This window comes from Streptomyces sp. NBC_00250 (assembly GCF_036192275.1).
In the GTDB taxonomy this organism is placed as follows: domain Bacteria; phylum Actinomycetota; class Actinomycetes; order Streptomycetales; family Streptomycetaceae; genus Streptomyces.
Genome location: NZ_CP108088.1, coordinates 7,226,057 through 7,246,253, shown reverse-complemented (window position 1 = coordinate 7,246,253; position 20,197 = coordinate 7,226,057). Strand labels below are relative to the sequence as shown.

Below are 20,197 nucleotides of genomic sequence, written 5' to 3'. Positions count from 1 at the left end.
CGTCAGGTGGAAAAGTCGCGCGGTGCGCATGTACGGCGCGTCAGCCCCGTGCCCGCACCGTCGCCAGGACGTCGCGGTCCGGTTGGAGGGTGAGGCTCGGGACCGGGAGGATCTCGTCGGTGGTGAGGTCCAGGTGGTAGCGGCGGGCCAGGACCGCGAGGACCAGGACGGCTTCCACCAGGGCGAAGCGGGTGCCGAGGCAGACGCGGGGGCCGCCGCCGAAGGGGAACCAGGCGTACTCGGGTATCTCCTCGGCGGGTTCGCCGTCCCGTTCGATCCAGCGCTCGGGGCGGAACGCCTCGGCGTCGCCGTACCAGCGGGGGTCCCGGTGCGTGGCCCACTGGCTGGACCAGACGCGGGTGCCTGCGGGGACGGGCGTTCCGCCGAGGGTGGCGCCTTCCTTCGCGAGGCCGGTGATCAGCCAGATCGTGGGGTAGAGGCGGAGGGTCTCCTTGATGACCGCCTGGGTGTAGGTGAGGGAGGCGTAGTCGTCGTAGCCGGGTTCGTGGTCGGCGAGGACCCGGTCGAGTTCCTCGGTGAGGGCGTCGCGGACCTGGGGGTTCCGGGAGAGCAGGTACCAGGCCCAGACGAGCGTGGAGCTGGTCGTCTCGTGGCCGCCGATGTAGAGGGTGACGGTCTCGTCGCGGATCTCCTGGTCGGAGAGGGGTGCGCCGGTCTCGTCGCGGGCGGCGAGCAGCCGGCTGAGGAGGTCGGGGCGTTCGGTCTCGCCGTCGCGGTGCCGGGAGACCACGCGGGAGACCTCGGCGTCGATGACGGCGGTGGCGCGCTTGATGCGGGCGCGTCCGGGGGTCGGAAGCCAGTCGGGCAGTACGGCTCCGATGCCGCTGAACTCGGCGCCGATCTCCTTCTGTGCGACCTCCATGGCCTGCCCGATGGCTTCGGCGTCGGCGGCGGTGTCGACGCCGAAGATGGTGCGGACGGCGATGAGTTGGGTGAGGGCCGCCATCTCCTTCTTGATGTCGATGGGCTGCCCGTCGGTCCACCGGTCGGCGAGTGCGACGGCGCATTCGGTCATGGTCGAGGCGTAGGAGCGGACCTGCTTGGGCCGGACGGAGGGCTGCACCAGGGAGCGCTTGCGGCGCCAGTCGGCCCCTTTGGAGACGATGACACCGTTGCCGAGGAGGGTGCGGAAGGCGATGCCGAGGTCCGGCTGGTCGAAGGAGCGCTCGACCTCGGTGAGGAGTTCGCCGACGGTGTCGGGGTGGGCGATGAAGAGGGAGGGCTTGCGGCCGAAGCGCCAGCGGACGAAGTCGCCGCGGTCCCGGAGCTGTTCGAAGAAGGCCAGCGGGTTCTTGCCGAAGGCGGGCAAGCTGCCGAGGAGGGGCACGCCTCGTGGCCCGTCGACGACAACCGGAATCGCTGCCGGCGCCACTGCCCGCGCCTCCGTCGGCTGCCCCTCGCCCTGTGTTCCGGCATGCGGATGACCGGCTTGCGTGGTCATGAACGTCCCCTCCCCAACTGACCTTCGCTGCTTGTGAGTCCATGCAATCGGAATGCCCCTGCCCGCGCCACCCCTGTGGACGACGGCCTGTGGACAACCGCGTCCCGGCGTCCGGAAAAGGCCGAGTGCCCGTGGCGTGATCGCCACGGGCACTCGGCCTGAAGGGAGGGAACGGGAGCCGTCAGCCCACCGAGCTGTAGGCGACGACACCTCGCAGCAGCGCGTCCACGGCCTTCCGGGCGTTCTTGGCGACGGTGCTGTTCTCCCTGGGCGCCGCCGCGGCGATCTGTCCGAGGACGTCGATGACCTGCTTGCACCAGCGGACGAAGTCACCGGCGGGCATCTCGGCCTCGCGCAGTACCTCGTCGAGGCTCTTGTCGGAGGCCCACTGGTAGGCGGCCCAGGCGAATCCGAGGTCGGGTTCGCGCTGGCCGACCCCCTCCGCCTGGTTGATCTTGAATTCCTCTTCGAGGGCGTCGAGACGGCCCCAGATCCTGACCATCTCGCCGAGCGCCGCCTTGGCGTTGCCCGCGGGCAGCTTGGGCGCGACGGCGTCGTCGGACTGGCGCGCCTCGAACACCAGCGCCGAGACGCAGGCGGCCAGTTCGGCCGGGGTCAGGCCTTCCCAGACACCGTCGCGGAGGCATTCGCTGGCGAGCAGGTCGAGTTCGCCGTAGAGCCGGGCGAGCCGCTTGCCGTTCTCCGTGACGTCGTTGCCGCGCAGGTAGTCGAGCTCGGTGAGGAGCGCGACGATCCTGTCGAAGGTGCGCGCGATGGTGTTGGTGCGGCCCTCGATGCGCCGCTCCAGCTGCTGGGTGTCGCGCTGGAGACGGTGGTAGCGCTCGGCCCAGCGGGCGTGGTCCTCGCGCTCGTCGCAGCCGTGGCAGGGATGGGCGCGGATCTCGGTGCGCAGCCGGGCGATCTCGCGGTCGTCGGCGGCGGCCGAGCGCTGCTTGTGGTGGCGCTCGGGGTTGATGTGTCCGGCCTTGCTCCGCAGCGCGGAGGCGAGGTCGCGACGGGACTGCGGGGAGCGCGGGTTGAAGGACTTGGGGATCCTCATCCGCTCCAGCGCCTCGACCGGGACGGGGAAGTCGATGGAGGCGAGCCTCTTGACCTGCCGCTCGGCGGTGAGGACGAGGGGGCGTGGCCCGTCGTGGTGTTCGAAGCCGCGGTGGCCGTTGGTGCGGCCGGCCGGGATGCCCGGGTCGAGGACGAGGGCGAGTCCGGCGAACTTGCCGGTGGGGACGTGGATGACGTCGCCGGGCTTGAGCTTCTCCAGGGAGCCGGCGGCCTGGGCGCGGCGCTGTGCGGCGCCCTGGCGGGCCAGTTCGGTCTCGCGGTCCTTGAGGTCGCGGCGGAGCCGCGCGTACTCCTCGAAGTCTCCGAGGTGGCAGGTCATGCCCTCGCGGTAGCCGTCGAGGCCCTCTTCGTTCTTCTGCACCTGCCGGGAGATGCCGACGACGGAGCGGTCGGCCTGGAACTGGGCGAAGGACGTTTCGAGGAGCTCGCGGGAGCGGTGCCGGCCGAAGCCTTCGACGAGGTTGACCGCCATGTTGTACGAGGGCTTGAAGCTGGAGCGCAGCGGGTACGTGCGCGTGCCGGCGAGTCCGGCGAGGTGGTCCGGGTCGAGGCCGCGCTGCCAGAGGACGACGGCGTGGCCCTCGACGTCGATGCCGCGGCGGCCGGCGCGGCCGGTGAGCTGGGTGTACTCGCCGGGGGTGATGTCGGCGTGCTGCTCGCCGTTCCACTTGACGAGCTTCTCCAGGATGACGGTGCGCGCGGGCATGTTGATGCCCAGGGCGAGCGTCTCGGTGGCGAAGACGGCCTTGACGAGGCCCTTCACGAAGAGGTCCTCGACGACCTCCTTGAAGGTCGGGAGCATGCCGGCGTGGTGGGCGGCGATGCCCCGCTCCAGGGCTTCGAGCCACTCGTAGTAGCCGAGGACGTGGAGGTCCTCGCTGGGGATGGCGGCGGTGCGCTCCTCGACGATCTCGCGGACGCGGCGGCGCCCCTCGTCGTCGTTGAGCCGGAGTCCGGCGTAGAGGCACTGCTGGACGGCGGCCTCGCAGCCGGCGCGGCTGAAGATGAAGGTGATGGCGGGCAGGAGCCCTTCGGCGTCGAGGCGCTCGATGACCTCGGGGCGGCCGGGGGTCCAGATGCGGGAGCGCTGGCGGCGCTCGCGCTCGCGGTCCGCCTCGCGGACCATCTTGCCGCGTCGCCGGTCGCGCGGGTTGTACGTGCGCGTGTTCTCGGTGCGGGCGAGGCGCTGGAGGTCGGGGTTGACCTCGCGTCGGGAGGCGCCGCGGCCGCCGTGGTCGGTCTCCTCCTCGAAGAGGTCGTACATCCGGCGTCCGGCGAGGACGTGCTGCCAGAGCGGGACGGGGCGGCTCTCGGAGACGATGACCTCGGTGTCGCCGCGGACGGTGTCGAGCCAGTCGCCGAACTCCTCGGCGTTGGACACGGTCGCGGAGAGCGAGACGAGGGTGACCGACTCGGGGAGGTGGATGATCACTTCCTCCCAGACGGCGCCGCGGAAGCGGTCGGAGAGGTAGTGGACCTCGTCCATGACCACGTAGCCGAGGCCGGAGAGGGCCTGTGATCCCGCGTACAGCATGTTGCGGAGGACTTCGGTGGTCATGACCACGATGGGCGCATCGCCGTTGACGCTGTTGTCACCGGTGAGCAGGCCGACCTTGTCGTTGCCGTACCGCTTGACGAGGTCGGCGTACTTCTGGTTCGACAGTGCCTTGATCGGGGTCGTGTAGAAGCACTTGCGGCCCTGGGTGAGGGCGAGGTGGACGGCGAACTCGCCGACGATGGTCTTGCCGGAGCCCGTGGGCGCGGCGACGAGTACGCCCTTGCCCGACTCGAGCGCCCGGCACGCCTCGATCTGGAAGGGGTCCAGATCGAACTCGTACATCTCGCGGAAGGGGGCCAGCGCGGTGGCCGCTTCGGCGTTGCGGGCTTTCGCGGCCGCGTACGCCTGGGCTGGTGTGAGGTCCTCTGTCATCTTGATATCGAGCCTACCCGCCCCCTGTGACAGTGACGCGATCTTTATCGAGGGGATGTGGAGGGCTCGACTCCGGGGTCCTCAGACGCGGGAGATCGTGCCGTCGCCGCCGTCCTCGCCGACGGCGACGAGGGCTCCGGTGCCTGCGGCGGCGGCTTCACGCGCGCGTGGCAGGGCGTCGGCGGCGGCGTGTCCGAGGACGGTACGGACGGGGAACCGGCGTCCCGGAGGACGCGGGTGGCGGCGTGGGCGCCGCGGGCCGCGGCCCGCTGTGGGGTTGAGGAGAAGGGTGAGCTCGCTGGTCATGGGGATCCCCCCGGACGGATTCCGGGGGGACCCTACAAGATCAGGTGATGTCGTCGTAGCCGTTGGCCCGGTGCGCGATGCTCCCGCCCGGCTCTCCGGTGGCCTGCTCGGGCAGGGCCCGGGAGGCGCCGACCGGTTCGATGGCCCCGACGGTCTCGGGGGTCAGGTCCAGCGCCGAGGCCTCGTCGTCGTCGAGTTCGGCGTCGGGGTTGTTGCGCTTGCGTCGCCGGTCGTTGAGGAGGGCGAAGCCGACGGCCCCGAAGTACAGCACGGTGATGGGCCCGGCGAGGGCGATCATGCCGACGGGGTCGGTGGTCGGGGTGATGACGGCACCGAAGACGAAGACGCCCATGATCACGCCGCGCCACCAGCCGGCCATCCGGCGTCCGGTGAGGACACCGGTGAGGTTGAGCATCACCAGGACGAGCGGCAGCTCGAAGGCGAGGCCGAAGACGAGCACCATGCGCAGGGTGAAGTCGAGGACGTCACCGAGCGAGAGGAGGTTCGCCGAGCCTGCGGGCGTGAGGCTGATGAGCACCTTCACGCTGATGGGGAGGATCAGGTACGCGAGGTAGGCGCCGGCGGAGAACAGCGGCACGGCCGCGCCGACGAAGGCGTACGTGTACTTCTTCTCGCTCTTGTGCAGTCCGGGCGCGACGAAGGCCCACAGCTGGTAGAGCCAGACGGGGCTGGCGATGACGAGGCCCGCGGTCAGCGACAGCTGGATCGTCGTGCTGAAGGGGGCCATCAGCGTGTTGAAGACGACCTGCGCGCAGTTGCCGCCGTCACTGGTGACGCCCGGTGGGCACTTGGGCACCGGATCCGCCAGGAACTGCATCAGCTCCTCGCTGTACACGAGGGCCACGATCGTCACCGCGGTGATGGCGAGGAGTCCCTTCGCCATGCGGTTGCGGAGTTCGCGCAGGTGTTCCACGAGGGGCATCCGGCCCTCGGGGTCCTTCTCCTGCTTGCGGGCAGACTTGGGCAACCCACGTCCTCATCTCGTGCGGCAGGCCGCCGCGGGGTGCGGCGGCCGCGGCGGACCGGGTCAGCGCTTGGTGGTGTCCGAGGGCTCGGTCACGGGACGCGAGCTGGTCACGTCGCCGGGAGCGGCCTGGATGGTGCGCGCGGCGGGCTGGTCCTGGGCGGTCGTCCCGGTGCCGGCGTGCGGCGGGTCGGCGGGGGCGCTCTGCTGGTCGTCCGACTTCATCGCCTTCGCCTCGCTCTTGAGGATGCGGGCGGACTTGCCGAGCGAGCGGGCCATGTCCGGAAGCTTCTTGGCGCCGAACAGCAGGATGATGACGACGAGGATGAGAATGATCTCGGTGGGGCCGAGCCTACCCATAGCTGTTTACCTTCTTCACCGAGGCGACATGGAGTGCGGTGCCCGGCGGGTCGGACAAGCGTCCGGCCACCGCGCTGTCTGCGATCGTAACCCGCAGGAGTAAACGCAGGGCAATGCCCGTGCATACTCCCGATTGCGTCCCGCGAGCCCGGTTCAGGGCCACTTCAGGCAGCGTACGGCACCGATTCAGCGCAGGGACTCGCCGGTTCGGGCCAGTCCGGTGGCGGCTGTCTCGAGGTCCTCGGCGGCCTGGTTGATCCGCTGTGTGGTGCGGGCCACTTGACGGCCGAGGCGCTGGACCTCGACGAAGACCCTGATGGCGAGGACGCCGAGGACGGCGATGCCGAGGAACCCGAGGGCGATGGCGAGCATGGGCCAGAACATGAGGTGAGCCTAGACGTTGGGCGCGGCGGACCCGGCGGCCGGGCCGCGCGCTCAGACGGTCGTGTGGAGCCTCAGGGTCCGGACGCCGCCCCCGGTGAGGAGTTCGACGATGCGCTCACCGGCGGGCTTGCGGACGGAGCTGCCGCACTCGGGGCAGGTGAAGGAGTAGAAGGTGGTGCGGCGGCTCGCCCCGATGGCGAGGCGCAGGGCGCTCGCGGAGAGTTCGAAGCGGGAGCGGCAGTCGGGGCAGGCGGCCTTGAAGAGGACCGGGGCCATCGCCGCCGAAAAACCGTGCATCACGGACATTTCCCTCATCTCTCGACTCCCGCGACCCCGTACGTCCACGCCCGCCTCGGTGCGCCGCGTCCGTCTCCGGGCCGGTCACTACGTCAGTAACAGCGTCCCCGGAGCGGGGAACGTCACTCGCCCTCGTACGCGGCCAGCGCGGCGGCCGCCGCCGTTCTGGCGTTGTCGGCGAGCTCCTGCGGCGCGACGATCCGCCCGTCGCTGCCCAGCCGCAGCGCCAGCCGGCGCAGCGAGGCCGGGTCCGGCGTGCGCAGCGTGATCCGCAGCCCGCCGTCGGCCAGCTCCTCGGCCCGGTCGTGCGGGTAGTACTCGGCGACCCAGCGCCCGCCGGGGCCGACCTCGACCACCACCTCGGGGTCGTCGGCGGAGGGCTGGACCAGCCCCGCGGAGAGGTCGCGCAGCTCCAGCTCCGGCGGCGCGGCGTGCTCGTCGAGGATGCGGATCTCGGCCACGCGGTCGAGCCGGAAGGTGCGGCGCGCCTCGGAGAGCCGGCACCACGCCTCCATGTACGTGTGGCCGACGGCGAACAGCCGGATCGGGTCGACCTCGCGCTCGGTGAGCTCGTCACGAGCGGGCGAGTAGTAGCGCACCCAGAGGCGGCGGCGCTCGGAGATCGCCCGGTCGACCTCGGCGAAGACCCCGCCCTCGGACTCGAAGGTCACGGAGAGCCGGGAGCTGGCCCCGGCGGCCTCGCCGGCGGCGGCCTCCAGCTTGGCGGTGGCGCGCAGCAGCGCCTCGCGGTCGCTCTCCCGGAGCCCGGGGAGGGTGGCGACGGCGCGGGCGGCGACCAGGAGGGCGGTCGCCTCGTCGGCGGCGAGCCGCAGCGGCGCGGCGACGTCGTCGGGGTTGTGCCACCAGATCCGGTCGCCGTCGGTGTCGATGTCGAGGAGGTCGCCGCCCCGGAAGCTGGTGCCGCACATGGGCAGCACGTCCAGGTCGGAGATCAGCTCGTCCTCGGTGATCCCGAAGGCGCGCGCGACATCGGCGACGTGGGCGCCGGGGCGCTCACGGAGATAGGTGACGAGCGAGAGCATCCGCCTCGTCTGGTCGATCGCGTTGGCAGCCATGCGGTACGTCTCCCCCTCAGCCCTTGGCCACGGCGCGCAGCCGGTCGACCACATCGGCGCGCAGATCGGCCGGTTCCAGTACGACGACATCGGGGCCGAACTCGACGAGCCAGGCGTCGAGCCCGTGCCCGTACGGGATCTCCAGCTCGTCCCAGCCGTCGGTGCCCTCGCTCACGGACTGGGCGCGGGCCCGCAGCGGGTAGCCGCAGCCGGCGCGCAGCCGGATCCGGGCCGAGCGGGTGGCGGTCTCGCCCGCCCAGCTCTCCACGGTCTCCCGGACGGTGACGACATCGGGCACGGGTGCGGTGAAGGCGCCGGCCCGGGAGCGGACCTTGCCGGTGATCCGGGAGAGCCGGAAGACGCGCTCGGCGCCGCGGTCGCGGTCCCAGCCGGCCAGGTACCAGTGGCCGCGCCAGCATTCGAGGGTCCAGGGCTCGACCTGCCGGGCCTCGGGGCGGGCGGCGTTGGCCTTGCGGTAGTCGAAGGCGACGGGCCGCCGGTCGCGGCAGGCCAGCATCAGCGGCTCGAAGGCGGCCTCGTGGACGGGGATCCGCGGTTCGAGTGCGCTGGGCTGGGTGTCGTACGAGTCCTCCGCCTCCGGCATGCCGGCGGCGCGGAGCTTCTGGAGGGCGCCGCTGGCGGCGCCGGCCAGGCGGGCCTGCTGCCAGACCTTGGCGGCGAGGCCGAGCGCAGCGGCCTCTTCGGCGTCCAGGGTGATGGCCGGCAGCCGGTTGGAGTCGCGGCGGGCGAGGTAGCCGGTCTCGCCCTCCAGGTTCTCGACGGTCTCGATGACGAGGCCGAGCTCGCGCAGATCGTCCTTGTCGCGCTCGAACATGCGGTTGAAGGCGTCGTCGCCGCTCGCTTCGAGGTAGGCCTCGATGGAGCCGCGGAGTTCCCGCTTGCTCAGGGGACGGCGTGTCCCGAGCAGGCACAGCGCGAGATTCATCAGCCGCTCGGACTTGGCAATCGCCATCGACGCCCTGCACCCTTCCGCCGGATCCACTTCTCGGACGTCCGACCGTACCGCCCCGGGGTGTCGCGGCCAAAGCCGAGGGCCCCCGCCAAGGATGGCGGGGGCCCTCGGAGGACCTTCACCGGCCGGGACGGCGCCCGGCCGGTACAGGGTCAGCGCTTCTTCACGTCCACGAGGTCGCAGACGAAGATCAGCGTCTCGCCCGGGGCGATCTTGCCGCCGGCGCCGCGGTCGCCGTAGGCGAGGTGCGCGGGGATGACCAGCTGGCGGCGGCCGCCGACCTTCATGCCCTGGACGCCCTTGTCCCAGCCCTGGATGACCTGGCCGGCACCGAGGTGGAAGTCGAGCGGGGCGCCACGGTTCCAGGAGGCGTCGAACTCCTCGCCGGAGTCGAAGGACACACCGACGTAGTGGACCTTCACGAAGTCACCGGCTTCGGCGAGCTCGCCGTCGCCCTCCCAGATGTCCTTGATCTCCAGGTCCTTCGGCGGCTCGCCACCCGGGAAGTCGATCTCGGGCTTCTCGATGCTCACTGAACTGCTCCTCATACTGATGAACTACGCGATCGGGACAGTCTTACATCTTCGTCAGGATGTCCACGGCGAACACCAGCGTGGAGTTCTTGGGAATGCCCTGCTTCTCCTCGTTGCCGAACGCCAGGGCCGGCGGGGCGACGATGAGGACGCGGCTGCCGATCTTCTTGCCGACGAGACCGTCCTTGAGGCCCTTCAGCGTGAGCTGCGGGAGCGGGAAGTTCGCGGGCTTGCCCGTGGCGTACGTCGAGTCGAAGACCTTGCCGTCCTTCCAGAGGGCGGCGACGTAGTTCACGACGACCGTGTCGGTCGCCTTCACGACCTCGCCCTTGGACTCGAGCACGTAGTTCGAGACGAGCTTGGTCGGCGGGTCGACCTTGGGAACGGTCAGCGAGGGCGCCTTGCCGTCGGTGTTCGTCCCGACCTTCGGCAGGTCCTTGTTGTCCTGCGCGACCGGGGTGCCCGTGGCGGACTTCGGGATCGTGACGGACTTCAGGATGTCCACGACGAAGACGAGGGTGGCGTTGGGCTTGATGTCGCCCTGGCCCTGCGCGCCGTAGCCGAGCTCCGGCGGGATGCCGATCTCGACACGGCTGCCGACCTTCTGACCCACCAGGCCCTGGTCCCAGCCCTTGATGACCTGGCCGGCGCCGAGGGTCAGGTCGAACGGCTGACCGCGGTCGAAGCTGTTGTCGAAGGGGGTCGTGGAGTCCCAGGCCTGCCCCAGGTAGTTCACCTGGATCGCGTCGCCCTTCTTCGTCACCGCGCCCTTGCCCTCGCTGATGACGTTGACCTTGAGTTCCTTGGGCGGGTCGCCCTCGCCCTTGGCGAGGGTCGGCTTCTCCCCGAACTTCTCACCCGCGGTGATGGCGGGCAGTCCGTTCTTCATCGAGGCGGAATCGGAGCCCTTGTCGTCGCTGCCGCACGCCGCTGTCGAGAGCAGCAGCAGCGGGACGACGAGAAGGCCGGCAAGTCGGCGCACGTGTTCCTCAGATCTCAGACGGCACAGTAGTTGTCCCGACACTCTAGGGGACCCTCCTGTCACGCCGAAGGGCTCCGCACGTTTGACGTGCGGAGCCCCATGACCGGTATGACCTGCTTACATTCCGGCGATCAGCTTTTCGACCCGGTCGTCAACGGAGCGGAACGGGTCCTTGCACAGCACCGTCCGCTGTGCCTGGTCGTTCAGCTTGAGGTGGACCCAGTCGACGGTGAAGTCCCGTCGCTGCTCCTGGGCGCGGCGGATGAAGTCGCCGCGGAGCCGGGCCCGAGTGGTCTGCGGGGGCACCGACTTGCCCTCGAAGATCTTCATGTCGTTGCAGATCCGGGCCGCCTGGCCGTTCTTCTGCAGCAGGTAGTAGAGCCCACGACGGCGGTGGATGTCGTGGTAGGCGAGGTCTATCTGCGCGACCCTCGGGTTCGACATGGTCATGTTGTGCTTGGCCCGGTAGCGCTCGATGAGCCGGTGCTTCATGACCCAGTCGATCTCGGTCTCGATCTTGTCGAGCCGCTCGCTCTCGATCGCGTCGAGCGTACGGCCCCACAGCTCCAGGACCTGGGCGACGGTGCCGGACCGGATCCCGCGGCGGTCGACGAAGTCGACGGCCTTCTCGTAGTACTCGCGCTGGACCTCCAGGGCGGAGGCCTCGCGGCCGCTGGCGAGCCGGACCTTGCGCTGGCCGGTGATGTCGTGGCTGACCTCGCGGATGGCCCGGATCGGGTTCTCCAGGGTCAGGTCGCGCATCACCGTGCCGGCCTCGATCATGCGGAGCACCAGGTCGGTGGCGCCGACCTTGAGCAGCATGGTCGTCTCGGACATGTTCGAGTCGCCGACGATGACGTGCAGTCGGCGGTAGCGCTCGGCGTCCGCGTGCGGCTCGTCCCGGGTGTTGATGATGGGGCGCGAGCGGGTGGTCGCGGAACTGACGCCCTCCCAGATGTGCTCGGCACGCTGGGAGACGCAGAACACCGCGCCCCGCGGGGTCTGGAGGACCTTTCCCGCGCCGCAGATGAGCTGGCGGGTGACCAGGAACGGAATGAGGATGTCCGCGAGCCGGGAGAACTCTCCGTGCCGGGCGACGAGATAGTTCTCGTGGCAGCCGTAGGAGTTTCCGGCCGAGTCCGTGTTGTTCTTGAAGAGGTAGACGTCGCCCGCGATTCCCTCCTCGTGCAGGCGGCGTTCGGCGTCGACGAGCAGGCCCTCGAGAATGCGCTCACCGGCCTTGTCGTGGGTGACCAGTTCGGTCACGTCGTCGCATTCCGGTGTGGCGTATTCCGGATGCGATCCCACGTCCAGGTACAGGCGGGCGCCGTTCCGCAGGAAGACATTGCTGCTGCGGCCCCATGACACGACACGGCGGAAGAGGTAGCGCGCCACTTCGTCAGGAGACAGTCGGCGCTGTCCCCTGAACGTGCACGTGACGCCGTACTCGTTCTCCAGCCCGAAAATGCGGCGGTCCATGTCTGAACATTACGCCTGACGGCCTGTGCTGAAACCGGGTTGGACGTTCCCGTTTCGATCATTTTCCGATCAGTGCGTGTTCTTTTCGCTGTGTACGGAGGTGGGGGCGCCTGCTCCGACGGCGTGTCGCGGCTCGGTCCCGGGGGTTTCCGGGGCGGCGGGCGCGGCGAGGACGCGGCCGGTGGCGAGCAGGACGAGGAGGGCGACCAGACCGCCCACCCCGGCGACGGCGAATCCCGCGACCGTCCCGGCGAGTTCGACGGCGGGTCCGGCCACGGCGGAGCCGAGGGCCGAACCGACACCGAAGGTGGTGACGAGCCAGGAGAAGGCCTCGGTGACGGTGCCGCGCGGCGCGTGCCGGTCCACGACGATGAACGCGCAGGCGAGGACGGGCGCCAGGAAGAGGCCGGAGAGGGCCGCGAGGCCGGTCATGGCGACGGGGCCGGGCGTGAGCACCAGCGGCAGGTAGCAGACCGCGAGCAGCAGCACGAGGACGCGCAGCCGCCGCTCGGGCGGTCCGGACCACCGGCGGGCGCCGTAGGTGACACCGCCGAGGAGGGCGCCGAGGCCGAGCGCGGCCATCAGCCAGCCGTAGACGGACGGGTTGCCGCGGTCGTCGGCGTACGCGACGGCGGCGACGGTGATGGAGCCGAGCGCGAGGCCGACGAAGAAGAACGAGCCGAGGAGGGCGAGGAGCCCGGGTGAGCGCAGGGCGCCCAGCCAGTGGGCCTCGCGGGGCGCGGAGCGCCAGGTCCGGGAGGGCTCGGAGAGGACCACCGCGAGGGCGCCGAGGACGCCGAGGACGTTGATGACGAGCAGGGCCGCGGCGGGCGACCACAGGGAGACCAGGAGGGTCAGCAGCAGCGGGCCGACGGTGAACATGACCTCCTGCGCGACCGCGTCCATGGCGTACGCCCGGTGGACCCGGTCCTCGCTGCCCAGGACGCTCGGCCACAGGGCGCGGAGGCCGCCCTCCAGGGGCGGTGTGAAGAGCCCGGCGACGACCACGGCCACGTAGGCGAGGCCGAGGTGGCCGATGCCGGTGAGGGCGAGCAGGGCCATGCCGAGGGCGGAGAGGACCGCGGCGGGCAGCTGGACCCGGGGCTGGCCCTTGAGGTCGACGGCACGGCCGAGGAGGGGCTGGCCGACGGCGGTGGCGACGCCGTAGGCGGCGATGAGGCCGCCGGCCAGGGTGTAGCTGCCGCCCTGGTCGCGGACGAAGAGGGTGATGGCGATGGGACCGACGCCGTTGGGCAGGCGCCCCACGAGGGTGCCGGCGAGCAGCCGGGCGGCGTGCGGCGCCCGGAGTATGTCGAGATAGCCGCCTCGTGCCGGGGCCTCGGTGGCCATGTGGTCTCCCCTCGCCTCGGATCACCCCGAGGTTTTACGTATAACTTCCGGGGTCATACGTACCATGTCAGCTGTATCCCGGTCCACCCCGCGTACAGTGACCGGCTCGTGGACCGCCCGACGCGGAGGCTTGTGTGCAGACCCCGGAGCCGCTCGGCGGCACCCGCCCCACCAGCCGGGACGTCGCCCGGACCGCCGGCGTCTCCCAGGCCACGGTCTCCCTCGTCCTCGGCGACAAATGGCGCGGCCGTGTGTCGGAACGCACGGCCGGGACCGTGCGGGAGGCCGCCCGGGCCCTCGGCTACCGGCCCAACCTCGCCGCCCGCAACCTCCGCCTCGGCCGCACCCGGACCGCGCTCCTGGTCGTCCCGGCCCTGACGAACGAGTTCTTCGCCCGGGTCTACACCGGCGCGGCCACCGTCGCCGCCCGGCACGGCTTCGGGGTGGTGCTGTACCCCTCCCCCGATGGCGTCGGCCCCGCCCGGGACCCCTTCGCCTCCGCCCGCGCCGCCCTCGACGGCGTCATCGCCTCCTCGATGGCCTCCGACGCCCTCAAGGCCTTCCGGGGCACCGACCTGCCCCTGGTGATGCTCGACAGCGACCCGGCGGACAGCGGGGCCGCCGCCCACGTCAACCTGGACATCGCGGACGGCATGCGCCAGGTCACCGGGCACCTGCTCGCCCTCGGCCACCGGCGCTTCGTCCACCTCGCGTCGGCCGTGCCCTCCTGGACCTTCGACGTCCGGGCCGCCGCGCTCGCCGAGTGCCTCGCCGGGGTCTCCGTACGGACCGTCCGGGCGCCCCTGGACGTGCACGGCGCCATGGCCGCCACCGAGCGCGCCCTCGCCGCCCCCGGCCCGCGCCCCACCGCCCTCGTCTGCGACGACGACATCCTGGCGGCCGGCGCCTGCAAGGCCCTGCGGCGCCTCGGGCTGCGCGTCCCCGAGGACGTCTCGGTCACCGGCTTCGACGACCTGGCACTCGCCACCGCCGTCGAACCCGAGCTGACCACCGTCGCGCTGCCCGCCGAGCGCATCGGGGAACGGGGCATGGAGGCCCTCCTCGCCGTTCTGACGGGCGAACCCGGACGTCCGGACCAACTCCCCGTCACCCTGGTCGAACGCGGCTCCTCGGGCCCGGCACCGGCCTCGGACGACTGAGCCGCCGGAAACGGCACAGGGCCCCGGTGCGGGAAAACGCACCGGGGCCCTGAGGCGGAATCGGGGACTACTCCTCGGGAGCCTCGTCCGAGGGCTCGTCCGTCTTCGTGACCGCCGCGTTGTCCGCCTGCAGGAGACGCGACAGCTGACGGCCGACGATCCGCTTGAACTTGCGCTGCTGCGGGCGCGTACGGTCCAGGACCGCCACCTCCAGGCGCTCCGCGGGGATCTCCCGCTCGCTGCCGTTGGTGTCCCGCGACAGGGCCTGTACGGCCAGCTTCAGCGCCTCGGCGAGGGACATGCCGTCGCGGTGCCGCTGGTCGAGGAAGGTGCTGATCTGCTCCGCGTTTCCGCCGACCGCGACCGAGCCGTGCTCGTCCACGATCGAGCCGTCGTGCGGCAGCCGGTAGATCTGGTCGCCCGACGGCTCGGTGCCGACCTCGGCGACGACCAGCTCCACCTCGTACGGCTTCTCCCCCGCGCTGGAGAAGATCGTGCCCAGCGTCTGGGCGTACACGTTGGCCAGGCCGCGCGCGGTGACGTCGTCCCGGTCGTAGGTGTAGCCCCGCAGGTCGGCGTAGCGCACACCGCCGATGCGGAGGTTCTCGTACTCGTTGTACTTGCCGGCGGCCGCGAAGCCGATCCGGTCGTAGATCTCGCTGAACTTGTGCAGTGCGCGCGACGGGTTCTCGCCGACGAAGACGATTCCGTCGGTGTACTGGAGGACGACAAGGCTGCGGCCTCGGGCGATGCCCTTGCGGGCGTACTCCGCCCGGTCGGCCATGGCCTGCTGGGGTGAGACGTAGAACGGAGTGGACACCGGCGGTCCGTCCCTTTCTTCTGGGCTTCAGTCGGGCGACGAGTGGTCAGAGCAGGGCGGCGCGGGGCCCGTCGGGCTCCTCGAGACGCCGCTCGGTGACCGACCGGGCCAGCGCGGAGGACTCGTCCTCCGTGAGCCTGCGGTAGCCCTCGTCCGTGATGACCGTGATGATCGGGAAGATCCGGCGCGCCATGTCCGGACCGCCGGTCGCCGAGTCGTCGTCCGCCGCGTCGTAGAGCGCCTGCACGACCAGCGTGGTGGCCTGCTGCTCGGTCAGATCGGCACGGTAGAGCTTCTTCATCGAGCCGCGCGCGAAGATCGAGCCGGAGCCGGTGGCGGCGTACCCGTGCTCCTCGGAGCGGCCGCCGGTCACGTCGTAGGAGAAGATCCGGCCCTTCTCCTTGCCCTCGTCCCAGCCCGCGAAGAGCGGCACGACGGCGAGACCCTGCATGGCCATGCCGAGGTTGCCGCGGATCATGGTGGAGAGACGGTTCGCCTTGCCCTCCAGGGAGAGGGTGACGCCCTCCACCTTCTCGAAGTGCTCCAGCTCCAGCTGGAAGAGCTTGACCATCTCCACGGCGAGTCCGGCGGTGCCGGCGATGCCGACGGCGGAGTACTCGTCCGCGGGGAAGACCTTCTCGATGTCCCGCTGCGCGATCATGTTGCCCATGGTGGCCCGCCGGTCACCGGCGAGCACGACCCCACCGGGGAACGTGGCCGCCACGATGGTCGTCCCGTGCGGCGCCTCGACGATCCCCTCGGGCAGCTTTCGCCCGCCCGGCAGCAGATCCGGCGAGTGGCTCGCCAGGAAGTCGAGGAACGAGGACGAGCCCGGCGTCAGGAAGGCCGCCGGCAGACGCCCGGTGCTACGAGGGTTGGCTTCCACGCGATTCCTTCCGGGTGGGAGAGTCGGCCCGCCGTGGGAAGCGCCGGCCGATCTTGCTTGCTGTGCACGGACCTTACCCGTGCCACCGCTTGTCATCCGTCCCCGGGCCCACGGCTTTCGCCGGGGCTCCGGGGACGGAGACGACAGACGCGTGGGGCGACTACTCGCCGCCCTTTTGCACAAATGACCGAACGAAGTCCTCGGCGTTCTCCTCGAGGACGTCGTCGATCTCGTCCAGGACGGAGTCCACGTCCTCGCTCAGCTTCTCCTGGCGCTCCTGGAGGTCTGAGCTCGCCTCCGTGGTGGTCTCCTCGACCTCCTCCGTGGAACGCGTCGCCTTCTGCTGTCCGCCGCCGGTGTCCTTGGTCGCCATATCCCTCACCCCGCTCGAATCGGCCCGCTCGGTTGAGTCCGTACAAGATCAGACCCTATAGGGCGGGTCCGATATCGGCCCCGCAGTTTCCACAACGTCCGAGCACTGTTTCCATGATTCCCAGCGCCGGAGCATTTCAGGCCCGTGTCGAGCCCCCGATCAGCCGCCGGACAGCACCCGCACCAGTTCCTCGGCCGTGCGGCAGCGGTCCAGGAGCGACTTCACATGGGCCTTGGTGCCGCGCAGCGGCTCCAGGGTCGGGACGCGCTGGAGCGAGTCCCTGCCCGGCAGATCGAAGATCACCGAGTCCCAGGAGGCCGCCGCGACGTCGTCGGCGTACTGCTCCAGGCACCGGCCCCGGAAATAGGCCCTGGTGTCCTCGGGAGGCGACGTCTCGGCCCGCTCCACCCCGGTCTCGTCCAGGAGCCGCTTCATGCGCCCACGGGCCACCAGGCGGTTGTAGAGGCCCTTCTCGGGGCGTACGTCCGCGTACTGGAGGTCCACCAGGTGCAGGCGCGCGGCGTCCCAGTCCAGGCCGTCCCGGCGCCGATAGCCCTCCATGAGCTCCCGCTTGGCGATCCAGTCGAGCTCGCCGGCCAGGCTCATCGGGTCGTTCTCGAGCCGGTTGAGCGTGTCCTCCCAGCGGATCAGGACGTCCTTGGTCTGCTCGTCGGCGTCCGCCCCGTACCGCTCCTCCACGTACTTCCTGGCCAGCTCGAAGTACTCCATCTGAAGCTGCACCGCGGTGAGTGTCCGGCCGCTGCGGAGCGTGACCAGGTACTGGAGGGTCGGGTCGTGCGAGACCTGGTGGAGGGTGCGCACCGGCTGGTCGACGGCGAGGTCCACGGTAATGAACCCGTCCTCGATCATCGAGAGGACCAGGGCGGTGGTGCCCAGTTTGAGGTAGGTGGAGATCTCCGAGAGGTTCGCGTCGCCGATGATCACGTGTAGCCGGCGGTACCTCTCGGCGTCGGCGTGCGGCTCGTCCCGGGTGTTGATGATGGGCCGCTTGAGGGTGGTCTCCAGGCCGACCTCCACCTCGAAGTAGTCGGCGCGCTGGCTGATCTGGAAGCCGTTCTTCCGACCGTCCTGGCCGATGCCGACGCGCCCCGCGCCGGTCACGACCTGACGGGAGACGAAGAAGGGGGTGAGGTGGCGCACGATGTCCGAGAAGGGGGTCTCCCGCTTCATCAGGTAGTTCTCGTGCGTGCCGTAGGACGCGCCCTTGTTGTCCGTGTTGTTCTTGTAGAGGTGGATCGGCTGGGCCCCGGGGAGCTGGGCGGCCCGCTCGGCGGCCTCCGCCATGATCCGCTCGCCGGCCTTGTCCCAGAGGACGGCGTCGAGGGGGTTGGTGACCTCGGGCGAGCTGTACTCGGGGTGCGCGTGGTCCACGTAGAGGCGGGCCCCGTTGGTGAGGATCACGTTGGCCAGGCCGATGTCCTCGTCGGTGAGCTGGCTGGAGTCTGCGGCCTCGCGGGCGAGGTCGAAGCCGCGGGCGTCCCGCAGCGGGTTCTCCTCCTCGAAGTCCCAGCGGGCGCGGCGCGCCCGGTGCATCGCCGCCGCGTAGGCGTTGACGATCTGGGACGAGGTGAGCATGGCATTGGCGTTCGGGTGTCCCGGGACGGAGATCCCGTACTCCGTCTCGATGCCCATTACTCGCCGTACGGTCATGCGGCCCTCCTTGCCCGGCGGCGCTCACTGTGCGCGACTCGGCGGTACCGATGAGCCTAGAGCGGCTCCGCGCTGGTGGGGAGATCAGTTTGCGTATTTCCCTGTGATGCCGGGGGAAATGCTGGATGAAAGCGTCGGCTGCGGATGCCCGGTTTCCGGACATCCGCAGCCGGTGGGCGTTTTACAGGTACTGACCGGTATTGGCCACCGTGTCGATGGAGCGTCCGGTGTCCGCGCCCTGCTTTCCGGTGACGAGCGTGCGGATGAACACGATCCGCTCGCCCTTCTTTCCGGAGATTCGGGCCCAGTCGTCGGGGTTGGTGGTGTTGGGCAGGTCCTCGTTCTCCTTGAACTCGTCCACGCACGCCTGGAGGAGGTGGGAGACCCGGATGCCCTTCTGGTTGTGGTCGAGGAAGGCCTTGATGGCCATCTTCTTGGCTCGGTCGACGATGTTCTGGATCATCGCGCCGGAGTTGAAGTCCTTGAAGTAGAGGACTTCCTTGTCGCCGTTGGCGTACGTGACTTCGAGGAAGCGGTTCTCCTCGGATTCGGCGTACATCTGCTCGACGACGGACTGGATCATTCCGTGGGCGGCGGCGGCCTTGGAGCCGCTGTGCTCGGAGATGTCGTCGGAGTGCAGCGGCAGGGTGGCGGTGAGGTACTTCGCGAAGATGTCCTTCGCGGCCTCGGCGTCCGGACGCTCGATCTTGATCTTGACGTCGAGCCGGCCGGGTCGCAGGATCGCGGGGTCGATCATGTCCTCGCGGTTGGAGGCGCCGATGACGATGACGTTCTCCAGGCCCTCCACACCGTCGATCTCGGCGAGCAGCTGGGGGACGATGGTGTTCTCCACGTCCGAGCTGACTCCGGAGCCGCGGGTGCGGAAGAGGGATTCCATCTCGTCGAAGAAGACGATGACGGGGGTGCCCTCGCTCGCCTTCTCCCGGGCACGCTGGAAGACGAGGCGGATGTGCCGCTCGGTCTCACCGACGTACTTGTTGAGGAGCTCGGGGCCCTTGATGTTGAGGAAGTAGGACTTCCCCGCGGGCTGGCCGGTCACCTCGGCGACCTTCTTGGCCAGGGAGTTGGCCACGGCCTTCGCGATCAGCGTCTTGCCGCAGCCCGGCGGCCCGTAGAGCAGGATGCCCTTGGGCGGCCGCAGTTCGTGCTCCTTGAAGAGGTCCGGGTAGAGGTACGGAAGCTCGACCGCGTCGCGGATCAGCTCGATCTGGTTGCCCAGACCGCCGATCTTCGTGTAGTCGACGTCCGGGACCTCTTCGAGAACGAGCTCTTCGACCTCGCTCTTGGGGACCACTTCGTAGACGTAGCCGGACCTGGAGTCGAGCAGCAGGGCGTCGCCGGGGCGGATGGTCACGTCCAGCAGAGGCTCGGCGAGCCTCACCACCCGCTCCTCGTCGGTGTGCCCGACCACCAGGGCGCGCTCGCCGTCCTCGAGGATCTCCTTGAGGGTGACGATGTCCCCGGCGCGCTCGTACTCCATGGCCTCGACCACGTTGAGCGCTTCGTTGAGCATGACTTCCTGGCCGCGCTTGAGCTCTTCGAGCTCGATGCTCGGGCTGACGTTCACCCGGAGCTTGCGGCCCCCGGTGAAGATGTCGCACGTGCCGTCCTCGTTGGCCTGCAGGAAGACACCGAAGCCGGCCGGCGGCTGTGCGAGCCGGTCGACCTCTTCTTTGAGGGCCACGATCTGGTCGCGGGCCTCACGGAGCGTGTTCGCCAGTCGTTCGTTCTGCGCGGACACGCCGGCCAGGTTGGTCTGCAGCTCGACGATCCGCTCTTCGAGAATCCTCGTGTGTCGCGGAGAGTCGGCGAGCTTGCGGCGCAGGACGGCGATTTCCTGCTCGAGATAGGCAACCTGACCGGCGGGGTCTTCAGACCCCCGCCCCGGCCGGATGCCGCGGTTGATGTCGTCGTCGTGGGCTGCCACGGTCCTCACCTCCTCCAAGGGGAGCTGGACGCTTCCTGACCCTACCTGCGTGGGTGGTGATTGAAACCCCTAGATCAAAAAGACTCCGAGGTGTGTCCGATCTTCACCCTTGCGCTTCCCCTGTCGACAGGGGAATACCCAC

19 protein-coding genes are annotated in these 20,197 nt (G+C 70.0%); 1 reads left to right on the top strand and 18 read right to left on the bottom strand.

All coding sequences use genetic code 11. The features are described 5' to 3' along the window. Nucleotides 1-40: 40 nt before the first annotated feature. The 13 genes from OG259_RS32840 to OG259_RS32780 all read right to left on the bottom strand — a co-directional run bounded on the left by OG259_RS32840 (nucleotide 41) and on the right by OG259_RS32780 (nucleotide 13,197). The gene (locus tag OG259_RS32840; RefSeq protein WP_328945539.1) at nucleotides 41-1,462 is read right to left on the bottom strand and encodes a cytochrome P450; all 1,422 of its coding nucleotides are present in this window, start codon (nucleotides 1,460-1,462) and stop codon (nucleotides 41-43) included. Between the two features lie 181 nt (nucleotides 1,463-1,643). Beyond that, nucleotides 1,644-4,472, bottom strand: coding sequence for a DEAD/DEAH box helicase (locus OG259_RS32835; protein ID WP_328945538.1), 2,829 nt, complete (start codon nucleotides 4,470-4,472; stop codon nucleotides 1,644-1,646). An 81-nt stretch (nucleotides 4,473-4,553) separates the two neighbouring features. Next, entirely contained in the window at nucleotides 4,554-4,778 is a 225-nt protein-coding gene (locus OG259_RS32830; protein WP_443052059.1) for a hypothetical protein, read from the bottom strand. Nucleotides 4,779-4,818: 40 nt separating this feature from the next. Next, on the bottom strand, nucleotides 4,819-5,721 hold the full coding sequence (tatC, locus tag OG259_RS32825; RefSeq protein WP_328947251.1) for a twin-arginine translocase subunit TatC: 903 nt from the start codon (nucleotides 5,719-5,721) through the stop codon (nucleotides 4,819-4,821). Between the two features lie 105 nt (nucleotides 5,722-5,826). Next, nucleotides 5,827-6,123 carry a Sec-independent protein translocase subunit TatA gene (gene tatA, locus OG259_RS32820; protein ID WP_266889942.1) on the bottom strand — a complete coding sequence of 99 codons (297 nt, stop codon included), beginning with the start codon at nucleotides 6,121-6,123 and terminating at the stop codon, nucleotides 5,827-5,829. A gap of 186 nt (nucleotides 6,124-6,309) precedes the next feature. Next, the gene (locus OG259_RS32815) at nucleotides 6,310-6,507 is read right to left on the bottom strand and encodes a hypothetical protein (RefSeq protein ID WP_266889944.1); all 198 of its coding nucleotides are present in this window, start codon (nucleotides 6,505-6,507) and stop codon (nucleotides 6,310-6,312) included. 51 nt (nucleotides 6,508-6,558) lie between these two features. Continuing rightward, entirely contained in the window at nucleotides 6,559-6,822 is a 264-nt protein-coding gene (locus OG259_RS32810; protein WP_266889946.1) for a hypothetical protein, read from the bottom strand. 104 nt (nucleotides 6,823-6,926) lie between these two features. After that, nucleotides 6,927-7,880 carry a helix-turn-helix transcriptional regulator gene (locus OG259_RS32805; RefSeq protein ID WP_328945537.1) on the bottom strand — a complete coding sequence of 318 codons (954 nt, stop codon included), beginning with the start codon at nucleotides 7,878-7,880 and terminating at the stop codon, nucleotides 6,927-6,929. A gap of 16 nt (nucleotides 7,881-7,896) precedes the next feature. Continuing rightward, the gene (locus OG259_RS32800) at nucleotides 7,897-8,853 is read right to left on the bottom strand and encodes a helix-turn-helix transcriptional regulator (RefSeq protein ID WP_328945536.1); all 957 of its coding nucleotides are present in this window, start codon (nucleotides 8,851-8,853) and stop codon (nucleotides 7,897-7,899) included. Between the two features lie 152 nt (nucleotides 8,854-9,005). Further along, the gene (locus OG259_RS32795; RefSeq protein ID WP_328945535.1) at nucleotides 9,006-9,386 is read right to left on the bottom strand and encodes an FKBP-type peptidyl-prolyl cis-trans isomerase; all 381 of its coding nucleotides are present in this window, start codon (nucleotides 9,384-9,386) and stop codon (nucleotides 9,006-9,008) included. 43 nt (nucleotides 9,387-9,429) lie between these two features. Further along, on the bottom strand, nucleotides 9,430-10,368 hold the full coding sequence (locus tag OG259_RS32790) for an FKBP-type peptidyl-prolyl cis-trans isomerase (RefSeq protein ID WP_328945534.1): 939 nt from the start codon (nucleotides 10,366-10,368) through the stop codon (nucleotides 9,430-9,432). 117 nt (nucleotides 10,369-10,485) lie between these two features. After that, nucleotides 10,486-11,847, bottom strand: coding sequence for a Pup--protein ligase (pafA, locus tag OG259_RS32785; protein WP_266889956.1), 1,362 nt, complete (start codon nucleotides 11,845-11,847; stop codon nucleotides 10,486-10,488). A gap of 69 nt (nucleotides 11,848-11,916) precedes the next feature. After that, complete coding sequence (locus tag OG259_RS32780; RefSeq protein WP_328945533.1) at nucleotides 11,917-13,197, bottom strand: MFS transporter; 1,281 nt, start codon at nucleotides 13,195-13,197, stop codon at nucleotides 11,917-11,919. 134 nt (nucleotides 13,198-13,331) lie between these two features. Here OG259_RS32780 and OG259_RS32775 point away from each other — a divergent pair, with 134 nt between their 5' ends. Continuing rightward, nucleotides 13,332-14,357, top strand: a complete 1,026-nt coding sequence (locus tag OG259_RS32775) for a LacI family DNA-binding transcriptional regulator (RefSeq protein WP_328945532.1) — start codon at nucleotides 13,332-13,334, stop codon at nucleotides 14,355-14,357. Between the two features lie 67 nt (nucleotides 14,358-14,424). Here OG259_RS32775 and prcA read toward each other — a convergent pair whose 3' ends face one another. The 5 genes from prcA to arc form a co-directional block, all read right to left on the bottom strand. Next, complete coding sequence (gene prcA / locus OG259_RS32770; RefSeq protein WP_306326207.1) at nucleotides 14,425-15,177, bottom strand: proteasome subunit alpha; 753 nt, start codon at nucleotides 15,175-15,177, stop codon at nucleotides 14,425-14,427. A gap of 46 nt (nucleotides 15,178-15,223) precedes the next feature. Next, a complete protein-coding gene (gene prcB / locus OG259_RS32765) occupies nucleotides 15,224-16,063 on the bottom strand; it encodes a proteasome subunit beta (RefSeq protein WP_328945531.1) in 840 nt (279 codons plus the stop codon). Nucleotides 16,064-16,223: 160 nt separating this feature from the next. Continuing rightward, nucleotides 16,224-16,436, bottom strand: coding sequence for a ubiquitin-like protein Pup (locus OG259_RS32760; RefSeq protein ID WP_030213091.1), 213 nt, complete (start codon nucleotides 16,434-16,436; stop codon nucleotides 16,224-16,226). A gap of 159 nt (nucleotides 16,437-16,595) precedes the next feature. Further along, complete coding sequence (gene dop / locus OG259_RS32755) at nucleotides 16,596-18,107, bottom strand: depupylase/deamidase Dop (RefSeq protein WP_328945530.1); 1,512 nt, start codon at nucleotides 18,105-18,107, stop codon at nucleotides 16,596-16,598. A gap of 181 nt (nucleotides 18,108-18,288) precedes the next feature. Then, on the bottom strand, nucleotides 18,289-20,055 hold the full coding sequence (arc, locus tag OG259_RS32750) for a proteasome ATPase (RefSeq protein ID WP_328945529.1): 1,767 nt from the start codon (nucleotides 20,053-20,055) through the stop codon (nucleotides 18,289-18,291). Nucleotides 20,056-20,197 lie beyond the last annotated feature (142 nt).

Coding starts and splice junctions, on each gene's coding strand:
- OG259_RS32840 (WP_328945539.1), bottom strand. CDS start 1,462: ATGACCACGCAAGCCGGTCATCCGCATGCCGGAACACAGGGCGAGGGG.
- OG259_RS32835 (WP_328945538.1), bottom strand. CDS start 4,472: ATGACAGAGGACCTCACACCAGCCCAGGCGTACGCGGCCGCGAAAGCC.
- OG259_RS32830 (WP_443052059.1), bottom strand. CDS start 4,778: ATGACCAGCGAGCTCACCCTTCTCCTCAACCCCACAGCGGGCCGCGGC.
- tatC (WP_328947251.1), bottom strand. CDS start 5,721: ATGCCCCTCGTGGAACACCTGCGCGAACTCCGCAACCGCATGGCGAAG.
- tatA (WP_266889942.1), bottom strand. CDS start 6,123: ATGGGTAGGCTCGGCCCCACCGAGATCATTCTCATCCTCGTCGTCATC.
- OG259_RS32815 (WP_266889944.1), bottom strand. CDS start 6,507: ATGTTCTGGCCCATGCTCGCCATCGCCCTCGGGTTCCTCGGCATCGCC.
- OG259_RS32810 (WP_266889946.1), bottom strand. CDS start 6,822: ATGAGGGAAATGTCCGTGATGCACGGTTTTTCGGCGGCGATGGCCCCG.
- OG259_RS32805 (WP_328945537.1), bottom strand. CDS start 7,880: ATGGCTGCCAACGCGATCGACCAGACGAGGCGGATGCTCTCGCTCGTC.
- OG259_RS32800 (WP_328945536.1), bottom strand. CDS start 8,853: ATGGCGATTGCCAAGTCCGAGCGGCTGATGAATCTCGCGCTGTGCCTG.
- pafA (WP_266889956.1), bottom strand. CDS start 11,847: ATGGACCGCCGCATTTTCGGGCTGGAGAACGAGTACGGCGTCACGTGC.
- OG259_RS32780 (WP_328945533.1), bottom strand. CDS start 13,197: ATGGCCACCGAGGCCCCGGCACGAGGCGGCTATCTCGACATACTCCGG.
- OG259_RS32760 (WP_030213091.1), bottom strand. CDS start 16,436: ATGGCGACCAAGGACACCGGCGGCGGACAGCAGAAGGCGACGCGTTCC.
- dop (WP_328945530.1), bottom strand. CDS start 18,107: ATGACCGTACGGCGAGTAATGGGCATCGAGACGGAGTACGGGATCTCC.